Source organism: Variovorax sp. GW821-FHT09D04, from assembly GCF_059416405.1.
Window position 1 is genome coordinate 664,996 of the sequence record NZ_JBWKPA010000002.1, and the last position, 20,035, is coordinate 685,030.

Genomic DNA, 20,035 nt, shown 5'->3' on the forward strand with positions numbered 1-20,035 from the left:
GGCGGCGTGCTCAGCCGCCCCGCTCGAACTTGAACACCGCCGTGCTGGCGCGCGCGTTGGGCAGCCAGCGCACGTCGCGGCCGTTCTGCAGGCCGAAGGCGTCGAGCACGCGCAGGTTGTTCTTGCCGGCCAGCACCTCGAAGTCCTTGTAGGTGCCGACGCGGATGTTGGGCGTGTCGTACCACTGGTAAGGCAGGCGGCGCGTCACGGGCATGCGCCCGCGCGCCACGCTCAGGCGGTTGGGCCAGTGCGCAAAATTGGGAAAGGCGACGATGCCGAAGCGGCCCACGCGCGCGGTCTCGCGCAGCATGACCTCGGCGTTGCGCAGATGCTGCAGCGTGTCGATCTGCAGCACCACGTCGAAGGTGGCGTCGTCGAACATCGCCAGGCCTTCGTCGAGGTTGAGCTGGATCACGTCGACGCCGCGGCGGATGCACTGCAGCACGTTGCCGTCGGCGATCTCCACGCCGTAGCCGGTGCAGCCGCGCTCGCGCTGCAGCAGGTCGAGCAGGGCGCCGTCGCCGCAGCCCAGGTCGAGCACGCGCGAGCCCTTCGGCACGAGCTCCGCAATCAATCGTTGGTGTGCAAGGTCGCTCATTGGAATTCCTTGGCGACGCGTTCGAAGTACGAGCGCACCACGCCCATATAGCGCACGTCGTCGAGCAGGAAGGCGTCGTGGCCGTGCGGCGCGTCGATCTCGGCGTAGCTCACGTTGCGGCGGTTGTCGAGCAGCGCCTTCACGATCTCGCGGCTGCGCGCGGGGGAGAAGCGCCAGTCGGTCTTGAAGCTCACGAGCAGGAACTTGGCCGTGGCCTGCGCGAGCGCGGTGCTGAGCTGGCCGCCGTGGTGGCGCGCGGGGTCGAAGTAGTCGAGCGCGCGGGTGATCAGCAGGTAGGTGTTGGCGTCGAAGTACTCGCTGAACTTGTCGCCCTGGTAGCGCAGGTAGCTTTCGATCTGGAACTCGATGTCCTGCGTGGAATAGCGGTAGTCGAGCCCCGCCACCTCGCCCTCGACGGCGCTGCGCAAAATGCGCCCGAACTTGGCGTTCATCACGTCGTCGCTCAGGTAGGTGATGTGGCCGATCATGCGGGCGATGCGCAGGCCGCGCTTGGGCACCACGCCGTATTCGTAGAAGTGGCCGCCGTGGAAGTCGGGGTCGGTCACGATGGCGCGGCGCGCCACCTCGTTGAAGGCGATGTTCTCGGCCGTGAGGTTGGGCGCGCTGGCCACCACCACGGCGTGCCGCACGCGGTCGGGGTACTGCAGCGTCCACGACAGCGCCTGCATGCCGCCGAGGCTGCCGCCCATCACGGCCGCGAGCGTGCGGATGCCGAGCGCATCGAGCAGCGCCGCCTGGGCGTCGACCCAGTCTTCGACCGTGACCACCGGGAAGTCGGCGCCGTAGACGCGGCCGTTGGCGGGGTTCACGTGCATCGGCCCGGTCGAGCCGAAGCAGGAGCCGAGGTTGTTGACGCCGATCACGAAGAAGCGGTCGGTGTCCAGCGGCTTGCCCGGGCCCACCATGTTGTCCCACCAGCCCTCGGAGCGGGCCTGGCCCTCGTACACGCCCGCGACGTGGTGCGAGGCGTTGAGCGCATGGCACACCAGCACCGCGTTGCTGCGCTCGGCATTGAGGGTGCCGTAGGTTTCGTAGGCGAGCGTGTAGCCGCTGATCGAGGCGCCGCTGCGCAGGGCCAGCGGGCCTGCGAACTGCATCGACTGCGGGGTGACGACCAAAGGTGACGACGACATGAATGAAAAAACCCGGCCTCGCCAAAAACGAGCCGGGTTCGGCAGCCGTCTTTAGCAGAATTTATAAAGCGCCCGCAAGCTGAAGCAAATCGGCGCAGGGCAAGTATAGCCCCGTGACTTTTTCCTGCTACCAGCCGACGATCATCACGACGCCCAGCACCAGGAAGATCGCCGCCGAGATGCCGTGCACGAGCTTGATCGGCACGCGCCGCACGATCTTGTCGCCCAGCCACACGACCGGCGCATTGGCCAGCATCATGCCCAGCGTGGTGCCGACGACGACCCAGGCGTAGTCCTGCGTGAAGCGGGCGGCCAGCATGACGGTGGCGATCTGGGTCTTGTCGCCCATCTCGGCCAGGAAGAAGGCGATCACGGTGGTGCCGAAGACGCCGAACTTCGAGACGCCGGGGGCGTCGTCTTCATCGAGCTTGTCGGGAATCAGCATCCAGACGGCCATGGCGATGAACGAGCCGCCCAGGATCCAGCGCAGCACCTCGGGGCCGAGCCAGCGCGTGATGTAGTTGCCGACCGCGCCGGCCAGCGCGTGGTTGATGACCGTGGCGACGAAGATGCCGAGCACGATCGGCCAGGGTTTCCTGAAGCGCGCGGCCAGCAAAAGGGCCAGGAGTTGGGTCTTGTCGCCCATTTCGGCGAGCGCGACCACGCCCGTTGCAACGAGAAAAGCTTCCATGATGGATGTGGGGTTCCTTGGGCCGAAGGACGCAATTGACCGCACAACACCTTCGGCCATATTCCCGAAGTTGTGCGGTCAAAGGTCTCGCCAGGTGTGTTCACTGCACGCGCCATGTCCTCGTGGGGCAAGGACAAGTCTGTTGACGCGGGCCCTTCTCGTATGCGGAAGGCGGCTACTCCCCAATGACCGGCGAATTGTAGCCGCATCGTCAATTCCCCCGGCTCAAACAGGTAGGCGTGCGCTAACTTCTACTAGTTTCGAAAGGTGCTACCTCAAGACGCAAATTCCTGCTTGCTTTTTTGATATTTCACCCATAATGCACGAGCATCCCTCTTGATTTTGGGCGGGAGCAATTCGGTGATCGGTCAGTTTCGCGCGGCTCGGCGGCTCTCGTTTGAGTGATGCTTTCGGGACTCCATCGCTTTTCTTGATGTGTTTATAGGAGTCCCTTGATGGGCAACAAACTCTACGTCGGCAACCTGCCTTACTCGGTGCGCGACGGTGATCTCGAGCAGGCCTTCGGCCAGTTCGGCGCAGTGACCAGCGCCAAGGTCATGATGGAGCGCGACACGGGTCGCTCGAAGGGCTTCGGCTTCGTCGAGATGGGCAGTGACGCGGAAGCACAGGCCGCCATCAACGGCATGAACGGCCAACCCCTGGGCGGCCGCAGCGTGGTCGTCAACGAAGCACGTCCCATGGAAGCACGTCCCCCCCGCAGCGGTGGCGGCGGCTACGGCGGCGGCGGTGGTGGTTATGGCGGCGGTGGTGGCGGTGGCTACGGCGGCGGCGGTGGTGGCGGCTACGGTGGTGGCGGCGGTGGCCGTTCCGGCGGTGGCGGCGGCTACGGCGGCGGTGGTGGTCGTTCGGGTGGCGGCGGCGGTGGTGGCGATGGCGGTTTCCGCAGCCCCTACGGCGCAGGTCCCCGTGGCGGCGGCGGTGGTCGCAGCGGCGGTGGCGGCTACGGCGGCGGCGGCAACGGTGGGTACTGAACCCCGTTCACTCCTTCGCATGCCTCACGGCACACAAACACAAAAGGCTCCCTCGGGAGCCTTTTTCTTTGCCTGCGTGCTGTGCCCGCTGTGCAATCGGCAATGAAGCTCAGGCTTCGCCGCTGCGCTTCTTGCGCGCCCGGCCCTGCACCGCGCGGTCGAGCACGGCATTGGGCAGCAGGCGCATGACCTTGGCGACCACGCCCATCTGCCACGGAATCACGCGGTAGCTCGTGCCAGCCTCGATGGCGCGCAGCGCCTGAGCTGCGAAATCCTCGGGCTGCATGAGAAAGGGCATGCCGTAGCGGTTGCCCTGCGTCAGCGGCGTGTCGATGTAGCCCGGGCAGAGCGTGACGACCTTCACCCCGCTGTTGTGCAGTTCCCCGCGCAGGCTTTCGCAGTACGCGACCACGCCGGCCTTGCTCGCGCAGTAGGCGCCGTGCCCCGGCAGCCCGCGGATGGCGGCGACGCTGCCGATGCCCACGAGCCGCCCGCTGCCGCGCTGCACCATGGCCTGCACGAAGGGATGGAAGGTGGCGGCCAGCCCCACGTTGTTGACGGCGAAGGTGCGCGCCAGCACGTCGAGGTCCGAACGCTCGGCCGTGTCGATGCCGATGCTGATGCCTGCGTTGGCGATCACCACGTCGGGCACGCCCTGGCGCGCGATGCAGTCGGAGCCGGCGGCCACGATGCTGTCGGTGTCCGCCACGTCGGCGCCGTAGACCTGGTAGCGGCCCGCGTCCAGCTGGCGGCCCGTCGCCCAGGTGTCGATCTCGCCCGTGCGCCGCGCGACCAGCGCCAACCGGTAGCCCGCGTCGTAGAAGCACGCGGCCAGGGCCTGGCCGATGCCGCTGGAGGCGCCGGTGATGAAGACGAGCGGTGCGGCGGTGGTCATGCGTGGATCGTCTCCCGGGAACTTGTTCTTGTGTGGCAGCCGCTCAGCGCGGCTTGCCTGCGGCGGCCGACGGCACCAGCACGCCGCGCACGCGGCCCGTGAGGTTGGCCACGCCGCTCAGGTTGTCGTAGTCGAGCGTATCGCCCGTGAACTGGTCGCTGCCGCGGATGAGCGTGACCGGCTTGTTCGACTGCACCTTCTCGGTGTCGAGGAACGCATGCAGGAACTCGCCGCGAAACTCCAGCCGCGGCGTGGCCTTGCCGCTCGCGCTCACCGCGGGTTCGCGGATCACGATCGCGTTGCCGAACAGCTGGATCTCGCTGCCGTCGGAATTCGACAGGCCCCGGTTCGCCGACGAGCGCGTGACCAGCCCCTCTGGCGACACCGAGCGCATGCGCACCTGGTCGACCTCGATGGTGTCGGTGTCCGGGTAGTGCCGTCCCTCGGTGCCGTGCAGCTCGCTACGCAGGTCGCCGTTGGGCAGGAAGTTCTTGATGACGAAGTCCCGCATGAAGTAGTCGGGCTCGTGCGTGGGCGCCGCCTTGACGGTGGGCTCCAGCAGCTTGGGCGCATTGCGCACCAGCCAGTAGGTGCCCAGCGCCACGCCTGCCATCAGGATGATCGGCAGGTAGATGGTGGTGCGGTCGAGCACATCGCGCGTCAGGTTCCAGGCGCGTCGCAGCTGCGGGCTCATGGTCGGGGGCCCAGGGCAGCGTCGAGCAGCGGGCGGTACTGGCCGCAGGCCGTCAACAGCAGGTCGCAGAATTCGCGCGCCGCGCCTTCGCCGCCGCGTGCGGTGGTGACGTAACGCGCCACCGCGCGCACCTCCGCGTGCGCGTTGGCCGGTGCCGCCGCGAAGCCGACGCGGGTCAGCACGGGCAGGTCGGGCCAGTCGTCGCCGATGGCGGCGGCCTGCGCCCAGGTGAAGCCGAGCTGCTTCAGCATGGCTTCGGCGGCGGGCAGCTTGTCTTCAGTGCCGTAGCGCACGTGCTCGATGCCCAGCGCCTCGAGCCGCACGCGCAGCGGCTTGGAGTCGCGCCCGGTGATCACGGCCGGCGTGATGCCGGCCTTGCGCAGCAGCTTGAGGCCGTAGCCGTCGAGGATGCTGAAGCGCTTGAGCGTCTCGCCGTGCTCGGTGAAGTACACGCCGCCGTCGGTCAGCACGCCGTCGATGTCGAAGAAGACGATGCGCACGTCTTGCGCGGCCAGCAGGGTCTCGGCCTGGAAATCAAGCGGCATCAGATGACCTTCGCGCGCATCAGGTCGTTGGTGTTCACCGCGCCGACGATCACCCCCGCGCCGTCGATCACGAACAGGCGGGTGATGCCGCATTGCTCCATGAGTTCGGCCGCCTCCACCGCCAGCGCGTCGACGCGGATGGTGCGCGGGTCGCGGTGCATGATGTCGGCCGCCTTGGGCGTGCGCAGGTCGGCGCCGGCCTCGATCAGGCGGCGCAGGTCGCCGTCGGTGAAGATGCCCAGCGCCCGGCCGTCGGGCTCGACCACCGCGGCGGCGCCGAAGCCCTTGATGCTCATCGCGCGCATCAGCTCGCTGACGGTGGCCGTCGGCGGCACGCACGGCACCTCGTCGTCCGAGCGCATGACGTCGCTCACGTGGGTGAGCAGCTTGCGGCCCAGCGCGCCACCGGGGTGCGAGCGGGCGAAATCTTCGGAGCCGAAGCCGCGCGCGTCGAGCAGGGCCACGGCCAGCGCGTCGCCCATGGCGATCTGCGCGGTGGTGCTCGCGGTGGGCGCGAGGTTCAGGGGGCAGGCTTCCTTGGCGACGCCGGCGTCGATCACGATGTCCGCATGGCGCGCCAGGGTGGAATCGGGGCGGCCGGTCATGGCGATCAGGGGCACGCCCTGGCGCTTGACCACCGGCAGCAGCACGGTGAGCTCGTCGACCTCGCCGCTGTTGGAGATGGCGAGCACGAGGTCGACCGCCTTGATCATGCCGAGGTCGCCGTGGCTGGCCTCGGCCGGGTGCACGAACATCGCGGGCGTGCCGGTGGAGGCGAGGGTGGCGGCGATCTTGCGGCCGACGTGGCCGCTCTTGCCCATGCCCATCACGACCACGCGGCCGCGCACTTCGAGGATCTTGCGCACGGCCTCGACGAAACTCGGGCCGACGCGGGCCTTCAGACCGAGGACGGCTTCGGCTTCGATGTCGAATGTGACGCGTGCCCGGGCCAGGATGGCGTCGGGGTCGACCACGTGGGTCGGGGCGGGGCGGGAGCTCATCGCCGGATTTTACGAGGCGGGCGCGGTCGGGGATCACATGGCCCGGGGAAGCCCGGGGCACGGACATTGCTCTAGCATCGGCGCCTATGTCTTCGTTCGATCTCACGCTGTTGTATCTGTTGGCCGCGGTGATCGGCGTGGTGGCCTGCCGGTCGCTCAAGCTGCCGCCGATGCTCGGCTACCTGACGGCCGGCGTGCTCATCGGCCCGCATGCGCTGGCGCTGGCGCAGAACTCCGAAGGCATCCGGCACCTGGGCGAATTCGGCGTGGTGTTCCTGATGTTCGTGATCGGGCTCGAGTTCAGCCTGCCCAAGCTGCGCGCCATGCGCAAGCACGTGTTCGGGCTGGGTCTGCTGCAGGTGCTGCTGACCATGGCGCTGGCCACCGTCGGCGCGCTGATCATCGCCACGCAGCTGCCGCCGGCCTGGCAGCTGGGGTGGCAGACCACGCTGGCGCTGTCGAGCGCGCTCACCATGAGCAGCACCGCCATCGTGGTCAAGCTGATGGCCGAGCGGCTCGAACTGGAGAGCGAGCACGGCAAGCGCGTGATGGGCGTGCTGCTGTTTCAAGATTTGGCCGTGGTGCCGCTGCTGGTGCTGATTCCCGCCCTGGGCGCGCCGCCCGAGGCGCTGGCCAAGGCACTCGGTTTCGCGCTGGTGAAGGCCACCTTCCTCATCGGCGTGCTGCTGTACGGCGGGCCGCGCATCATGCGCTGGTGGCTCACGCTCGTGGCGCGGCGGCGCAGCGAGGAGCTGTTCATCCTGAACGTGCTGCTGATCACGCTGGGCCTGGCCTGGCTCACCGAGCTGGCCGGCCTGAGCCTGGCGCTGGGCGCCTTCATCGCCGGCATGCTGGTGTCGGAAACCGAATACAAGCACCAGGTCGAGACCGACATCCGCCCCTTCCACGACGTGCTGCTGGGGCTGTTCTTCATCACCGTGGGCATGTCGCTCGACTGGCACATCGTGGTCGAGCGCTGGCTGCTGGTGGCGGTGCTGCTGCTGGTGCCGCTGCTGTTCAAGCTGGGGCTGGTGACGGTGCTGGCGCGGGTGCTGGGCGCCACCTCGGGCGTGTCGCTGCGCACCGGCCTGTACCTGGCGCAGGCCGGCGAGTTCGGCTTCGTGCTGCTGGCGCTCGCGCAGGACCGCAACCTGCTGCCGCCGTGGCTGGCCAACCCGGTGCTGGCGTCGATGGTGCTGTCGATGCTGGCCACGCCCTTCATCATCATGTACAGCAACGCCATCGTGCGAAAGCTGGTGGCCAGCGACTGGCTGCAGCAGTCGCTGCAGATGACGACCATCGCGCGCAAGACCATCAACACCGCGCAGCACGTGATCATCTGCGGCTACGGACGCTGCGGCCAGAACCTGGCGCGCATCCTGGAGCGCGAAGGCATTCCCTACATGGCGCTCGACCTGGACCCCGACCGCGTGCGCCAAGCGGCCGCGGCTGGCGATTCGGTGGTGTTCGGCGACGCGGCGCGGCTGCAGGCGCTGATGGCCGCGGGCCTGGCGCGCGCCAGTGCGGTGGTCGTCACCTACCTCGACGTGGGCGGCGCCATGAAGGTGCTGGCCAACACCCGCGCCCACGCGCCGCACGTGCCGGTGATCGTGCGCACCCAGGACGACCACGACCTCGAGAAGCTGCAGGCCGCCGGCGCGACCGAGGTGGTGCCGGAGGCCATCGAGGGGTCGCTGATGCTCGCCAGCCATGCGCTGGCGCTGGTCGGCGTGCCGATGCGGCGCGTGATCCGCGTGGTGCAGGACCAGCGCGACGCGCGCTACAACCTGCTGCGCGGCTACTTCCACGGCGCCGACGACGACAACGCCGACGAGATCGACCACGAGCGCCTGAACAGCTTCACGCTCACGCCGGGCGCACGCGCCATCGGCCAGACGCTCGGACGGATTGCGCTGCCGACGCTGGGTGTGCGGGTGGCCAGCCTGCGCCGCCAGGACGGCCAGGCGCGCGTGCCGGCCGACGACACGCTGCTGTCGGACGGCGACACCCTCGTGCTGTCGGGCAAACCTGCCGCGCTGGCGATTGCCATCGAGCGGCTGCAAAAGGGCTGAGGCTGCCGGCGCGGGCTCAGTTCAAGAGCGACGGGTTGCGCTTTTCTTCTTCGATGCGCTGCTGACGGCGCACCGCCTCGCACTGCGCGTGCGACCTGTACTCGGGCTTCACGCACTGGGCCGCCATGCATTGCGCCTTGGCGATGAAGTTGCGGTCGCCGCATTGGGCCTGCGGGTCGGCCGGCGGGGCCGGTGACGCGGGCGCAGGGGCCGGTGCAGCCGCCACGGGCGCCGCGGCGGGCGGGGCCTGGGGCGTCGGTGGGGGAGGTGTCGCCGGCTTGCGCGGCTTCGCGACGGGCGTCGACTTGGGGGCGGCTTCCGCGGGCTCGGCGACCGCTTCCGCGGGTGGCGCTTCGGCCACGGGCGGCGCAGGCTCGGGTGCGACAGGCGGTGCGTCGACCGCCGCTGGCGTTGCAGCGGGAGCCGGCGCGACGACAGGAGTCGGTGCCACGGCCGGCTCGGGCGCCTTGGTGCCGGTCCCGTAGCCCAGCCAGCCCGCGACCACCAGCAGCAGCGCGACCGCAAGCAACCCCAGCCACAGCCCGATGCCGCGCGGGCGCAGCACCGGTTCGGGCGGTTTGATGCGCTTGACCTTGATCCGCGTCTTTGGCCGGTCGGCTCGGGGGGACGGAGGCAAGGATGATGCGGCACCCCCACGCCCCGATGCCACGATCACGGTTTTTTCATCCGTTGCCGGCGGAGGAGGTGGTGGCGGCTCGGGCCTCCAGCCGTTGGACGCAGGCGACGACGCGCGCTTCGACTCGGAAGGATCGAACAGCGGCGCGGGAATGGTCGGCGCGCGCAACTGGGCCGGTGCGGTGGTGGCCCATTCGCGGTCGGCAGGACTGGGCGCCGGGGGCGGCACGCGGTCGGCGGCCGACAGCCGGCCACCGCAGTTCCTGCAGAAATTGGCACCCTCGCGGTTGTCCGCGTCACAGACCGGGCAGATCAAAGCCATGGCTCACCAGCAATTCTCGGGATCGGAAACGAAGACTTGTTCTTGTTGTTGTGCTGCGGCTGGCAGCGCGCGGCGAGCCGGAAGGCTCAGGTGACGGCCACCCGCTTGGAGCGGTGCGCCATGCGCTTGGCGATCACGGCGCCGAGCGCCATCGCGATGTCCAGCGCCATGTTGGGCTGGCGGTTCGACATCTCGGAGAACCGCACGGCCGTGAGGCGCCACACGCGCCCCGCGCCGGTGACCACCACGTTGGCCGCATGCGGCTCGCGCGAGAAGAACGAGCCTTCGCCCACCACCGAGCCCGGCGACAGCACGGCCAAGCGCATCTGCTCCTTGCTGCTGACGCGGTGCACGCTGATGGCGCCGCTTTCGACGAAGAACACCGAGCGGTCGTGCGTGCCCTGCGAGATCAGCACGTCGCCGATCGCGGTTTCGATGGGCTGCAGATAACCCGCGAGCGTGTCCCACTGCGCGACGCTCAAGGTCAGCGCGAACGCGTCGGCGCTCAAGTTCTCCGCAATGGAGCGGCTCAGGTTCTGGATGGACATGTTTTTCTCGACCCCCGCAAGTGATCCGAAGTATCCGCGAAGCCCCCGAGGTTCGGCTACAACTGTTTACGCTTTCACCGGCGAAGCGCACGCATGTGTCGCTATTTCCCGATACAGAAGCGCGAAAAGATGACCCCCAGCAGGTCGTCCGCGCCGAACTCGCCGGTGATCTCGTTGAGCGCGTTCTGCGCCAGCCGCAGCTCCTCCGCCAGCAGGTCGAGCAGCTGGGCCTGCGCCGCCAGGTGGGCCGCCGCCAGCGCGAGGTGCGTCTCGACGCGGGCCAGCGCCTGCACGTGGCGCGCGCGCGCCAGGTAGACACCTTCGGGCACGGCCTGCCAGCCGGCCATGGCCAGCAGCTGGTCGCGCAGCGCCTCGATGCCCGCGCCGGTCTTGGCCGACAGGGCGATGCCTTCGGACGGCGGCGAGGCCGAAACCGCTGCGTCCTGCTTGTTCCACACATCGAGCACCGGCACGCTCGCCGGCAGCTTGCGCCGCAGGCCGGCCAGGATCTCGGCGTCGGCGGCGGCGTAGTCGGGCTGGCCGGCGCGCGTCAGGTCGTGCAGGAACAGCACGGCGTCGGCGCTTTCGATCTGGCCCCAGGCGCGCGCCACGCCGATCTGCTCGACCTCGTCGGTGCTGTCGCGCAAGCCCGCGGTGTCCGCCACATGCAGCGGCACGCCGTGGATCTGGATGGTCTGCGAGACCACGTCGCGCGTGGTGCCCGCGATGGCGCTCACGATGGCCAGCTCGGCACCGGCCAGCGCGTTGAGCAGCGAGCTCTTGCCGGCGTTGGGCTGGCCCGCGATCACCACCTTGATGCCTTCGCGCAGCAACGCGCCTTGCTTGGCGCGCTGTTGCACGGCGGCCAGTTGCGCCTGCAGCCGCTGCAGCTGGCCGGTCGCGTCGGCTTTCTGCAGGAAGTCGATCTCTTCCTCGGGGAAGTCGAGCGTGGCCTCGACCAGCATGCGCAGGTGGATCAGTGCGTCGCGCAGCGTGTGGATCTCGCGCGAGAAAGCGCCCGACAGCGAGCGCCCGGCGCTGCGCGCAGCGGCCTCGGTGCTCGCGTCGATCAGGTCGGCGATGGCCTCGGCCTGGGCCAGGTCGATCTTGCCGTTGAGGAAGGCGCGCTGGCTGAACTCGCCCGGCTCGGCCACGCGCAGGCCGGGCAGGCGCGGGCGGCCGGTGGCCGGATCGATTTCAGCCGCGGCCTCGAGGCAGCGCGACAGCAGCAGCTGCAGCACGACCGGGCCGCCGTGCGCCTGCAGCTCGAGCACGTCTTCGCCGGTGTAGGAATGCGGCGTCGGGAAATGGATCGCCAGGCCGTGGTCGACCGGCTCGCCCTGCGCATCGCGAAAGGGCAGGTAGGTGGCTTCGCGCGGCTTGAGGGCACGGGCGCACAGCGCCTGGACCAGCGGCGCCAGCCGGGCGCCCGACACGCGAACGATGCCGACCGCCCCGCGCCCCGGGGCGGTGGCGATGGCGACGATGGGATCGGTGGTGCGGGCGAGGGTCATGACAGCGCGATTCTTTCAGCAAAAAGCAAAGGGCCGCGGATGCGGCCCTTTGCGGGTGGCGGAGGCCGGCTGGCTTACTTGCCCAGCACGCCCAGTCGCTTGTTGATGAACCACTGCTGCGCGATCGACAGCACGTTGTTCGTGATCCAGTACAGCACCAGGCCGGCCGGGAAGAAGATGAACATCACGCTGAACGCGAGCGGCATGATCCACATCAGCTTGGCCTGCATCGGATCGGGCGGCGTCGGGTTGAGCCAGGTCTGGAACAGCGAGGTGGCCGTCATGACGATCGGCAGGATGTACCAGGGATCGGGTGCCGACAGGTCGGTGATCCAGCCGATCCACGGGGCGTGGCGCATTTCGACCGACGACAGCAGCACCCAGTACAGCGCGATGAACACCGGGATCTGGATCACGATGGGGAAGCAGCCGCCCATCGGATTGACCTTTTCGGTCTTGTAGATCCGCATCATTTCCTGCTGCATCTCTTGCGGCTTGTCCTTCAGCCGCTCGCGCATTTCCATGATCTTCGGGTTGATGGCCTTCATCTTGGCCATGCTGGCGTAGGCCTTGGCGTTGAGCCAGTAGAAGGCCGCCTTCAGCAGCACCACCAGCGCCACGATCGCCCAGCCCCAGTTGCCCAGGATGCCGTGCAGTTGCGTGAGCAGCCAGTACAGCGGCTTGGAGATGATCGCGAAGATGCCGTAGTCCTTCACCAGGTCCAGGCCGGGGGCGATGGCTTCGAGCTTCTTTTCTTCTTCGGGGCCGGCGAACAGCGCGCTGTTCACGACCTGCGTGGCGCCCGGGGCGATCTTCGGCAGCGTGGCGACCATGGCCACGGTGAAGAGGTTGTCGCCCAGGTCCTTCACGCGGAATTCGCGGCGCAGCTGTTCGCTGGCCGGGTCGCCCTTGAGCAGCCAGGCCGACGCGAAGTAGTGCTGCACCATCGCGATCCAGCCGTCGTTGGCCGGCGGCGGCGGCTCGACCTTGCCCTTGGCGATGTCCTTGAAGTCGAGCTTGTGGAACTTCTTCTCGTTGGTGTACGCGGCCGGACCGGTGAAGGTGTTGGTGCCGAACATGGTGCCGGCGGCCACGGTGCCGTGGCGCAGCAGCTGCATGTACAGCTGCGCGTCGCGCGGCTGGTCGCTCACGTTGACCACTTCGTGGCGCACGCCGATGACGTAGTCGTCACGCTTGAACACGTAGGTCTTGATGTACTTCAGGCCACCGACCGGGGCGCTTTCGAAGCTCACCTCGAGCGTGTTCTGGCCGTCGGCCATCGTGCGCGGACCGGCCTTGGGCGTCATGGCCGTCAGGTGGTTGGGGAAAGCGTCGCCGGCCACGGGGTTCAGCAGGCCGGTCTGCGCCACGTAGCGCGTGGCGGGCGAGCCGTTCTCGAACAGCACGACGCGCTTGGTGCGGTCGGCTTCGTCGTACTTGAGCAGTTCGAGGTGGTTGACCGTGGCGCCTTCGCTGTCGATCGTCGCCTTGAACAGGTCGGAGGTCACCACGACCTGCTCGCGCGGCGCGGCCGGGGCCGCCTGCGTGGGCACGGCGCCCGCGGTGCCGCCGGCTGCGGCAGCCGCGGTCGGCACGCCGTTGTTGGCAGCGCTGCCCGTGGCCGGCGCCGTGGCGGCGGGCTTGGTCGACGGCAGGAAGGTCGGCTTGTTGCCGTTGAAGACCTGCCATTGGTCCCACAGCAGCACGAGCGAGAAACCAAAAATCACCCACAGGATCGTGCGGCGGATATCGTTCATGACGAAGACTTCTTGTCGGAGGAGAGAAGAGACGAAAACAGCGATCCTGACTTGTCAGTGCGACGCTGAGATTTCGGTGGAACCGGATCGTGGCCGCCCTGGCACCAGGGCTGGCAGCGCGCGATGCGGTGCAGAGTCAGGTAACTGCCCTTGAGCGCGCCGTGCACTTCCAGCGCCTCGATCGAATACACCGAGCAGGTCGGCGTGAAGCGGCACGACTGCCCGAGCCAGGGGCTCAGCAACAGGCGGTAGCCCTTCACGAGGCCGATCAGCAGGCGTTTCATGCGGAAGCAGGAGCGGGGGAGGCGACAGCCGGTGCCGGCGGACGCCCGGCGCGCGCCAGCAATTGCTGGAGCTCGGCGCACACGGCGGCCTTGAGCTTGTCCGAGGAGGCGCTCACGAACGCCTTGCGATCGAAACCGGCGCGCAGACGCACCACGTGCGCGGCACGCGGCAACACGACGCCGGGCGCGGCGCTCACGGCGTAGATCTGGCGCTTGATGGCGTTGCGCGTCACCGCGCGGCGTGCCCAGCGCTTGGGCACCATGGCGCCCAGCCAGACCTCATCGGACGGAAACAGCGAAGCGGCGCCCGATGGGGAAACATCGAGCGCACAGCGGTGCAATGCGAAATGGGCAGTGCGCGCCACGGTGGCACCTGCGAGGACGGCCTGGAATTGCGCGCGGGTCTTGAGCCGCTGCAAGGAAGCCGGGCCGCGGACGTCGCTGCTGGCGGGGCCAGGCGCAGAGGCTGCAGGAGCCTGCGCGGACGTGTCGGCGGCTGACAACGGCAGGTGGGGTGCCGTCAGACGGCCAGGCGCTTGCGGCCCTTGGCGCGGCGTGCGTTGATCACGGCGCGGCCGCCACGGGTCTTCATGCGGACCAGAAAGCCGTGGGTACGGGCGCGGCGGACTTTGGATGCTTGGTAAGTGCGTTTCATGATGGTTTCCTGATTCCCTGTTTGCGCCGGTTTCCGCATGAAGGCATGCAAAAACCCGGCGAGCGCTGGGGGAGCGAGTTTCGGATGGCCCCCGAAAGACGCTGTGAAGGCTTTTCAGGGAAACCCGCAATTATCGCAAACATTGGCCGCCGGAACAATCTTCGACTGGATTTGCGGGCCTTTCCATGTGCAGCGCAGCATGTGGATAAGGTTTTGACAAGTTAGAATGCCCGGCGCCTTCCAGCAGAGAATATCCACAATACCTATACAAGAAATGCCCGAGGGTTCCATCACTTTTTCAAGCGCCCATGTCGACTGACGGCATCGGCGAAAGCCTGTGGCAGGCCTGCGTCGACCAGCTCGCGCAGGAGCTGTCCGAGCAGCAGTTCAACACCTGGATCAAGCCCCTCACCGCGCAGGTCGCCGACGACCTTTCGCGCATGACGGTGTTCGTCGCCAACCGCTTCAAGCTCGACTGGATCCGTGCCCAGTACGCGGGCAAGATCGCGGCCATGGCCGAGAAGATGTACGGCCAGCCGGTCACCATCGAGTTAGCGCTCGCTCCGCGTGAAACCCCCGTCCGTGTTGCACCCATGGCCATCATGGCCGAAACGGATGTGCCGCGCGACGTGGCCGGCCCGGGCGAGGAACCAGCGGCCGCCGGCTTCAAGAACCGGCTCAATTCGGGGCTCACTTTCGACACCCTGGTCGAGGGCACGGCCAACCGCATGGCGCGCGCCGCGGCCATGCACGTGGCCGGCATGCCGGGCCACCTGTACAACCCGCTTTTCATCTACGGCGGCGTCGGCCTGGGCAAGACCCACCTGATGCACGCTGTGGGTAACCGGCTGCTGGCCGACCGGCCCGATTCCAAAGTTCTCTACATCCACGCCGAGCAGTTCGTGTCGGATGTGGTCAAGGCCTATCAGCGCAAGACTTTCGATGAGTTCAAGGAGCGCTACCACTCGCTCGATCTGCTGCTGATCGACGACGTGCAGTTCTTCGCCAACAAGGACCGCACGCAGGAAGAGTTCTTCAACGCCTTCGAGGCCTTGCTGGCCAAGAAGTCGCACATCGTGATGACCAGCGACACCTACCCCAAGGGGCTGGCCGACATCCATGAGCGGCTGGTGTCGCGCTTCGATTCGGGCCTCACGGTGGCGATCGAGCCGCCCGAGCTCGAGATGCGCGTGGCGATTCTGATCAACAAGGCCCGCGTCGAAGGCACCGAAATGCCCGAGGAGGTCGCCTTCTTCGTGGCCAAGAACGTGCGCTCCAACGTGCGCGAGCTCGAAGGCGCGCTGCGCAAGATCCTGGCGTACTCGCGCTTCAACCAGAAGGAGATCTCGATCGCCCTGGCGCGCGAGGCGCTGCGCGACCTGCTGTCGATCCAGAATCGGCAGATCTCGGTCGAAAATATCCAGAAGACGGTGGCCGACTACTACAAGATCAAGGTCGCCGACATGTACAGCAAGAAACGCCCGGCCAGCATTGCACGGCCGCGGCAGATCGCGATGTACCTAGCCAAGGAGCTCACGCAGAAGAGCCTGCCGGAAATCGGCGAGCTGTTCGGCGGTCGCGACCACACGACGGTGCTCCACGCAGTGCGAAAGATTTCGGGCGAGCGCCAGCAGCTCACCGAACTCAACCAGCAGCTGCACGTCCTCGAACAGACCCTCAAAGGCTGAAGCCGAATGTCATCAAGAACGCCCCTCGCGACAGCGGAGAATGGCGTCCTGAAAGCTGATTCAAAGAGATAAGAGAAGAGGAAGAAGACATGATCGTTTTGAAGGCAACCCAAGACAAAGTTCTTGCCGCGCTGCAGTCGGTGGCCGGCATCGTGGAGCGGCGTCACACCCTGCCGATCCTGGCCAATGTGCTGATCCGCAAGACCGGCGGCCAGCTGCAGCTGACCACCAGCGACCTCGAGATCCAGATCCGCACCACCGCCGAACTCGGTGGCGACGAGGGCAATTTCACGACCACCATCGGCGCGCGCAAGCTGATCGACATCCTGCGCACCATGCCGGCCGACCAGACCGTGAGCCTCGAGTCGAGCGCCAGCAAGCTCGTGCTCAAGGGCGGCAAGAGCCGCTTCACGCTGCAGTCGCTGCCCGCCGAAGACTTCCCGCTGGTGCAGGAAGCCGCCAATTTCGGCCCCGTGTTTAGCGTGCCGCAAAAGACGCTGAAAGACCTGCTCTCGCAGGTCTCGTTCGCGATGGCCGTGCACGACATCCGCTACTACCTGAACGGCATCCTGTTCGTGGCCGAAGGCAAGCAGCTGAGCCTGGTGGCCACCGACGGCCACCGCCTGGCGTTCTCCTCGGCCATGCTCGACGTCGAAGTGCCGCGCCAGGAAGTGATCCTGCCGCGCAAGACCGTGCTCGAAATGCAGCGCCTGCTGTCCGACGCCGAAGGCGCCATCGAGATGCAGTTCGCGAACAACCAGGCCAAGTTCAGCTTCGGCGGCATGGAGTTCGTCACCAAGCTGGTCGAGGGCAAGTTCCCCGATTACAACCGCGTGATTCCCAAGAACCACAAGAACACCGTCACGCTCGGCCGCGCGCCGCTCTTGGCCAGCCTGCAGCGCACCGCCATCCTGACCAGCGAGAAGTTCAAGGGCGTGCGCCTGAACATCGAGCCGGGCACGCTGCGCATCGCGTCGAACAACGCCGAGCAGGAAGAAGCCCAGGACGAGCTGGACATCGACTACGGCGGCGACAGCATCGAAATCGGCTTCAACGTCACCTACCTGATCGACGCGCTGTCGAACATGGACCAGGACATGGTCAAGCTGGACCTGGCCGACTCCAACAGCTCGGCCTTGTTAACCATCCCCGAGAACGCATCTTTCAAGTACGTCGTGATGCCGATGCGCATCTAGACCCTGGAAAACACAGCGCCTTGCGCACACGACCCGCGGCCCCCCGCGGGTTTGCGCTTTCAAGAGGCGGCGAATTGAGCTTTTGAGAGCCCGAAAAATCACGGGAAACCCGTGAGAGACAGAGGAATATCCGAATGAGTGCAGAAGAGAACAAGCCCGACGTGCCGCACACCGAGCCGGTCTATACCCCCGAAATCCAGATCGTGGCGCCCGAAGGCGTCCCCGCCGACTCCAGCTACGGCGAAGGTGCGATCACGATCCTCGAAGGTCTGGAAGCCGTGCGCAAGCGCCCGGGCATGTACATCGGCGACACCTCCGACGGCACGGGCCTGCACCACCTCGTGTTCGAAGTGGTGGACAACTCCATCGACGAAGCGCTCGCGGGCCATTGCGACGACATCGTCGTGACGATCCACTCCGACAATTCGATCTCCGTCACCGACAACGGCCGCGGCATTCCCACCGGCGTGAAGATGGACGACAAGCACGAGCCCAAGCGCTCGGCCGCTGAAATCGCGCTCACCGAACTGCACGCCGGCGGCAAGTTCAACCAGAACAGCTACAAGGTCTCGGGCGGCCTGCACGGCGTGGGCGTCTCGTGCGTGAACGCGCTGAGCGTGAAGCTGCGCCTCATCGTGCGTCGCGAAGGCAAGATCCACGAGCTCGAATTCAGCCGCGGCTTCGTGCAGAACCGCCTGCTCGAAACCGTGAACGGCTTCGAAGTCTCGCCCATGAAGGTCATCGGCGACACCGACAAGCGCGGCACCGAAGTGCACTTCCTGCCCGACACGGAAATCTTCAAGGAAAACAACGATTTCCACTACGAAATCCTGAGCAAGCGCCTGCGCGAGCTGAGCTTCCTGAACAACGGCGTGCGCATCCGCCTGCTCGACGAACGCACCGGCAAGGAGGACGACTTCTCCGGCGCCGGCGGCGTGCGCGGCTTCGTGGAGTTCATCAACAAGGGCAAGACCGTCCTGCACCCGAACTCGTTCTACGCGGCGGGCGAGAAACCGGCCGACACCTACGGCGGCATCCCCGGCACCCACATCGGCGTCGAAGTGGCGATGCAGTGGAACAGCGGCTACAACGAGCAGGTCCTCTGCTTCACCAACAACATCCCGCAGCGTGACGGCGGCACCCACCTCACGGGCCTGCGCGCCGCGATGACCCGCGTCATCAACAAGTACATCGAAGAAAACGAGTTCGCGAAAAAGGCGAAGGTCGAGGTCACCGGCGACGACATGCGCGAAGGCCTGTGCTGCGTGCTGAGCGTGAAGGTGCCCGAGCCCAAGTTCTCCAGCCAGACCAAGGACAAGCTGGTGTCCAGCGAAGTGCGCGCGCCGGTGGAAGACATCGTCGGGCGCCTGCTCACCGACTACCTGCAGGAACGCCCGAACGACGCCAAGATCATCTGCGGCAAGATCGTCGAGGCCGCGCGCGCCCGCGAAGCCGCCCGCAAGGCCCGCGAAATGACGCGCCGCAAGGGCGTGCTCGACGGCATGGGCCTGCCCGGCAAGCTGGCCGACTGCCAGGAAAAGGACCCCGCCCTGTGCGAGGTCTACCTGGTGGAGGGTGACTCCGCCGGCGGCTCCGCCAAGCAGGGCCGCGACCGGAAGTTCCAAGCCATCCTGCCGCTGCGCGGCAAGATCCTGAACGTCGAGAAGGCGCGCTACGAAAAGCTGCTCACCAGCAACGAAATTCTCACGATGATCACCGCGCTGGGCACCGGCATCGGCCGCGCCGGCGCGACCACCGCGGGCGGCGGCGCGGACGACTTCAACGTCGCCAAGCTGCGCTACCACCGCATCATCATCATGACCGACGCCGACGTGGACGGCGCCCACATCCGCACGCTGCTGCTCACCTTCTTCTACCGGCAGATGCCCGAGCTGGTCGAGCGCGGCCACATCTACATCGCGCAGCCGCCGCTGTACAAGGTGAAGGTCGGCAAGGAAGAGCAGTACCTGAAGGACGGCCCCGCGCTGGACGCCTTCCTGCTCAAGGTGGCACTGAAGGACGCGAGCATCGAGACCGGCGGCGCCGCCTCGACCACGCTGTCGGGCGACACCCTGGCCGAGCTGGCGCGCAAGCACCAGGTGGCCGAGGCCGTGATTGCGCGCCTGCGCAACTTCATGGACGCCGAAGCCCTGCGCGCCATCGCCGACGGCGTGGCGCTCGACCTCGACACGCCGGCCGCCGCCGAGGCCTCGGCCGTGGCGCTGCAGGCCAAGCTGCGCGAACTCAACACGACCGGCGTGCCGGCCGAGGTGAGCAGCGAGTTCGACGCCCGCACCGACAAGCCGCTGCTGCGCATCAGCCGCCGCCACCACGGCAACATCAAGTCCAGCGTGATCTCGCAGGACTTCGTGCACGGCGCCGACTACGACGCGCTGGCCCAGGCCGCCAACACCTTCCGCGGCCTGCTGAGCGCCGAAGGCGCGCTGGTCAAGCGCGGCGAAGGCGAACGCGCCAAGGAAGAAAAGGTCGACGACTTCCGCCAGGCCATGAAGTGGCTGATCGGTGAAGCCGAACGCGCCACCTCGCGCCAGCGCTACAAGGGCCTGGGCGAGATGAACCCCGAGCAGCTGTGGGAAACCACCATGGACCCGACCGTGCGTCGCCTGCTGCGCGTGCAGATCGACGACGCGATCGAGGCCGACCGCGTGTTCACGATGCTGATGGGCGACGAGGTGGAACCACGCCGCGAGTTCATCGAGCAGAACGCGCTGCGCGCGGCGAACATCGACGTCTGATCGATCGATCGATGGCGCGGCACCGGCGGTGTCGCGC

The 20,035-nt window shown here is 67.3% G+C and carries 19 protein-coding genes and 1 riboswitch; of the genes, 5 read left to right on the plus strand and 14 right to left on the minus strand.

Going from position 1 to position 20,035, the window contains the following annotated elements:
* Positions 1-10 precede the first annotated feature (10 nt).
* The 3 genes from metW to AC07O4_RS09340 all read right to left on the minus strand — a co-directional run bounded on the left by metW (position 11) and on the right by AC07O4_RS09340 (position 2,443).
* The gene (metW, locus tag AC07O4_RS09330) at positions 11-598 is read right to left on the minus strand and encodes a methionine biosynthesis protein MetW (RefSeq protein ID WP_062473606.1); all 588 of its coding nucleotides are present in this window, start codon (positions 596-598) and stop codon (positions 11-13) included.
* Complete coding sequence (metX, locus tag AC07O4_RS09335; protein WP_070063358.1) at positions 595-1,752, minus strand: homoserine O-succinyltransferase MetX; 1,158 nt, start codon at positions 1,750-1,752, stop codon at positions 595-597. Before metX ends, metW begins: the two co-directional genes overlap by 4 nt.
* 127 nt (positions 1,753-1,879) lie before the next feature.
* Positions 1,880-2,443: a TMEM165/GDT1 family protein gene (locus tag AC07O4_RS09340; RefSeq protein ID WP_095747370.1), complete on the minus strand. Its 564-nt coding sequence runs from the start codon at positions 2,441-2,443 to the stop codon at positions 1,880-1,882.
* Between the two features lie 9 nt (positions 2,444-2,452).
* Positions 2,453-2,639, minus strand: a riboswitch (yybP-ykoY riboswitch).
* Between the two features lie 259 nt (positions 2,640-2,898).
* Here AC07O4_RS09340 and rbp point away from each other — a divergent pair.
* The gene (rbp, locus tag AC07O4_RS09345) at positions 2,899-3,435 is read left to right on the plus strand and encodes an RNA-binding regulator (protein ID WP_070063360.1); all 537 of its coding nucleotides are present in this window, start codon (positions 2,899-2,901) and stop codon (positions 3,433-3,435) included.
* A gap of 109 nt (positions 3,436-3,544) precedes the next feature.
* Here rbp and AC07O4_RS09350 read toward each other — a convergent pair whose 3' ends face one another.
* The 4 genes from AC07O4_RS09350 to AC07O4_RS09365 are packed head-to-tail and all read right to left on the minus strand — an operon-like array spanning position 3,545 to position 6,570.
* On the minus strand, positions 3,545-4,330 hold the full coding sequence (locus tag AC07O4_RS09350; protein ID WP_139702952.1) for an SDR family oxidoreductase: 786 nt from the start codon (positions 4,328-4,330) through the stop codon (positions 3,545-3,547).
* Between the two features lie 43 nt (positions 4,331-4,373).
* Complete coding sequence (gene lptC, locus AC07O4_RS09355; protein ID WP_070063362.1) at positions 4,374-5,024, minus strand: LPS export ABC transporter periplasmic protein LptC; 651 nt, start codon at positions 5,022-5,024, stop codon at positions 4,374-4,376.
* A complete protein-coding gene (locus AC07O4_RS09360; protein WP_062473615.1) occupies positions 5,021-5,569 on the minus strand; it encodes a KdsC family phosphatase in 549 nt (182 codons plus the stop codon). The genes lptC and AC07O4_RS09360 overlap by 4 nt, the downstream gene beginning before the upstream one ends.
* Positions 5,569-6,570, minus strand: coding sequence for a KpsF/GutQ family sugar-phosphate isomerase (locus AC07O4_RS09365; protein WP_095948397.1), 1,002 nt, complete (start codon positions 6,568-6,570; stop codon positions 5,569-5,571). Before AC07O4_RS09365 ends, AC07O4_RS09360 begins: the two co-directional genes overlap by 1 nt.
* A gap of 86 nt (positions 6,571-6,656) precedes the next feature.
* Here AC07O4_RS09365 and AC07O4_RS09370 point away from each other — a divergent pair, with 86 nt between their 5' ends.
* Positions 6,657-8,642 carry a monovalent cation:proton antiporter family protein gene (locus AC07O4_RS09370; RefSeq protein ID WP_139702954.1) on the plus strand — a complete coding sequence of 662 codons (1,986 nt, stop codon included), beginning with the start codon at positions 6,657-6,659 and terminating at the stop codon, positions 8,640-8,642.
* A 16-nt stretch (positions 8,643-8,658) separates the two neighbouring features.
* Here the strand turns inward: AC07O4_RS09370 and AC07O4_RS09375 are convergent, their stop codons facing one another.
* The 7 genes from AC07O4_RS09375 to rpmH all read right to left on the minus strand — a co-directional run bounded on the left by AC07O4_RS09375 (position 8,659) and on the right by rpmH (position 14,358).
* The gene (locus AC07O4_RS09375; protein WP_495304358.1) at positions 8,659-9,600 is read right to left on the minus strand and encodes a zinc ribbon domain-containing protein; all 942 of its coding nucleotides are present in this window, start codon (positions 9,598-9,600) and stop codon (positions 8,659-8,661) included.
* An 86-nt stretch (positions 9,601-9,686) separates the two neighbouring features.
* A complete protein-coding gene (locus AC07O4_RS09380; RefSeq protein ID WP_070063366.1) occupies positions 9,687-10,148 on the minus strand; it encodes a Crp/Fnr family transcriptional regulator in 462 nt (153 codons plus the stop codon).
* A gap of 101 nt (positions 10,149-10,249) precedes the next feature.
* Positions 10,250-11,662 (minus strand): tRNA uridine-5-carboxymethylaminomethyl(34) synthesis GTPase MnmE, encoded by a 1,413-nt coding sequence (gene mnmE / locus AC07O4_RS09385; protein WP_307695323.1) that lies wholly within the window; start codon positions 11,660-11,662, stop codon positions 10,250-10,252.
* Between the two features lie 74 nt (positions 11,663-11,736).
* The gene (yidC, locus tag AC07O4_RS09390; RefSeq protein ID WP_095948401.1) at positions 11,737-13,419 is read right to left on the minus strand and encodes a membrane protein insertase YidC; all 1,683 of its coding nucleotides are present in this window, start codon (positions 13,417-13,419) and stop codon (positions 11,737-11,739) included.
* Positions 13,416-13,703 (minus strand): membrane protein insertion efficiency factor YidD, encoded by a 288-nt coding sequence (gene yidD / locus AC07O4_RS09395; protein ID WP_056574909.1) that lies wholly within the window; start codon positions 13,701-13,703, stop codon positions 13,416-13,418. The genes yidC and yidD overlap by 4 nt, the downstream gene beginning before the upstream one ends.
* Positions 13,700-14,122, minus strand: a complete 423-nt coding sequence (locus AC07O4_RS09400) for a ribonuclease P protein component (RefSeq protein WP_495304359.1) — start codon at positions 14,120-14,122, stop codon at positions 13,700-13,702. The genes yidD and AC07O4_RS09400 overlap by 4 nt, the downstream gene beginning before the upstream one ends.
* A gap of 101 nt (positions 14,123-14,223) precedes the next feature.
* Positions 14,224-14,358: a 50S ribosomal protein L34 gene (gene rpmH, locus AC07O4_RS09405; RefSeq protein ID WP_007834827.1), complete on the minus strand. Its 135-nt coding sequence runs from the start codon at positions 14,356-14,358 to the stop codon at positions 14,224-14,226.
* Between the two features lie 308 nt (positions 14,359-14,666).
* Between rpmH and dnaA the strand changes: the two genes are divergently transcribed.
* From dnaA to gyrB, 3 genes are all read left to right on the plus strand, one after another.
* A complete protein-coding gene (gene dnaA, locus AC07O4_RS09410) occupies positions 14,667-16,046 on the plus strand; it encodes a chromosomal replication initiator protein DnaA (protein WP_062480418.1) in 1,380 nt (459 codons plus the stop codon).
* Positions 16,047-16,135: 89 nt separating this feature from the next.
* A complete protein-coding gene (gene dnaN / locus AC07O4_RS09415; protein WP_056574900.1) occupies positions 16,136-17,242 on the plus strand; it encodes a DNA polymerase III subunit beta in 1,107 nt (368 codons plus the stop codon).
* A gap of 134 nt (positions 17,243-17,376) precedes the next feature.
* A complete protein-coding gene (gene gyrB, locus AC07O4_RS09420) occupies positions 17,377-19,998 on the plus strand; it encodes a DNA topoisomerase (ATP-hydrolyzing) subunit B (RefSeq protein ID WP_159279089.1) in 2,622 nt (873 codons plus the stop codon).
* Positions 19,999-20,035 lie beyond the last annotated feature (37 nt).

Coding starts and splice junctions, on each gene's coding strand:
- metW (WP_062473606.1), bottom strand. CDS start 598: ATGAGCGACCTTGCACACCAACGATTGATTGCGGAGCTCGTGCCGAAG.
- metX (WP_070063358.1), bottom strand. CDS start 1,752: ATGTCGTCGTCACCTTTGGTCGTCACCCCGCAGTCGATGCAGTTCGCA.
- AC07O4_RS09340 (WP_095747370.1), bottom strand. CDS start 2,443: ATGGAAGCTTTTCTCGTTGCAACGGGCGTGGTCGCGCTCGCCGAAATG.
- rbp (WP_070063360.1), top strand. CDS start 2,899: ATGGGCAACAAACTCTACGTCGGCAACCTGCCTTACTCGGTGCGCGAC.
- AC07O4_RS09350 (WP_139702952.1), bottom strand. CDS start 4,330: ATGACCACCGCCGCACCGCTCGTCTTCATCACCGGCGCCTCCAGCGGC.
- lptC (WP_070063362.1), bottom strand. CDS start 5,024: ATGAGCCCGCAGCTGCGACGCGCCTGGAACCTGACGCGCGATGTGCTC.
- AC07O4_RS09360 (WP_062473615.1), bottom strand. CDS start 5,569: ATGCCGCTTGATTTCCAGGCCGAGACCCTGCTGGCCGCGCAAGACGTG.
- AC07O4_RS09365 (WP_095948397.1), bottom strand. CDS start 6,570: ATGAGCTCCCGCCCCGCCCCGACCCACGTGGTCGACCCCGACGCCATC.
- AC07O4_RS09370 (WP_139702954.1), top strand. CDS start 6,657: ATGTCTTCGTTCGATCTCACGCTGTTGTATCTGTTGGCCGCGGTGATC.
- AC07O4_RS09375 (WP_495304358.1), bottom strand. CDS start 9,600: ATGGCTTTGATCTGCCCGGTCTGTGACGCGGACAACCGCGAGGGTGCC.
- AC07O4_RS09380 (WP_070063366.1), bottom strand. CDS start 10,148: ATGTCCATCCAGAACCTGAGCCGCTCCATTGCGGAGAACTTGAGCGCC.
- mnmE (WP_307695323.1), bottom strand. CDS start 11,662: ATGACCCTCGCCCGCACCACCGATCCCATCGTCGCCATCGCCACCGCC.
- yidC (WP_095948401.1), bottom strand. CDS start 13,419: ATGAACGATATCCGCCGCACGATCCTGTGGGTGATTTTTGGTTTCTCG.
- yidD (WP_056574909.1), bottom strand. CDS start 13,703: ATGAAACGCCTGCTGATCGGCCTCGTGAAGGGCTACCGCCTGTTGCTG.
- rpmH (WP_007834827.1), bottom strand. CDS start 14,358: ATGAAACGCACTTACCAAGCATCCAAAGTCCGCCGCGCCCGTACCCAC.
- dnaA (WP_062480418.1), top strand. CDS start 14,667: ATGTCGACTGACGGCATCGGCGAAAGCCTGTGGCAGGCCTGCGTCGAC.
- dnaN (WP_056574900.1), top strand. CDS start 16,136: ATGATCGTTTTGAAGGCAACCCAAGACAAAGTTCTTGCCGCGCTGCAG.
- gyrB (WP_159279089.1), top strand. CDS start 17,377: ATGAGTGCAGAAGAGAACAAGCCCGACGTGCCGCACACCGAGCCGGTC.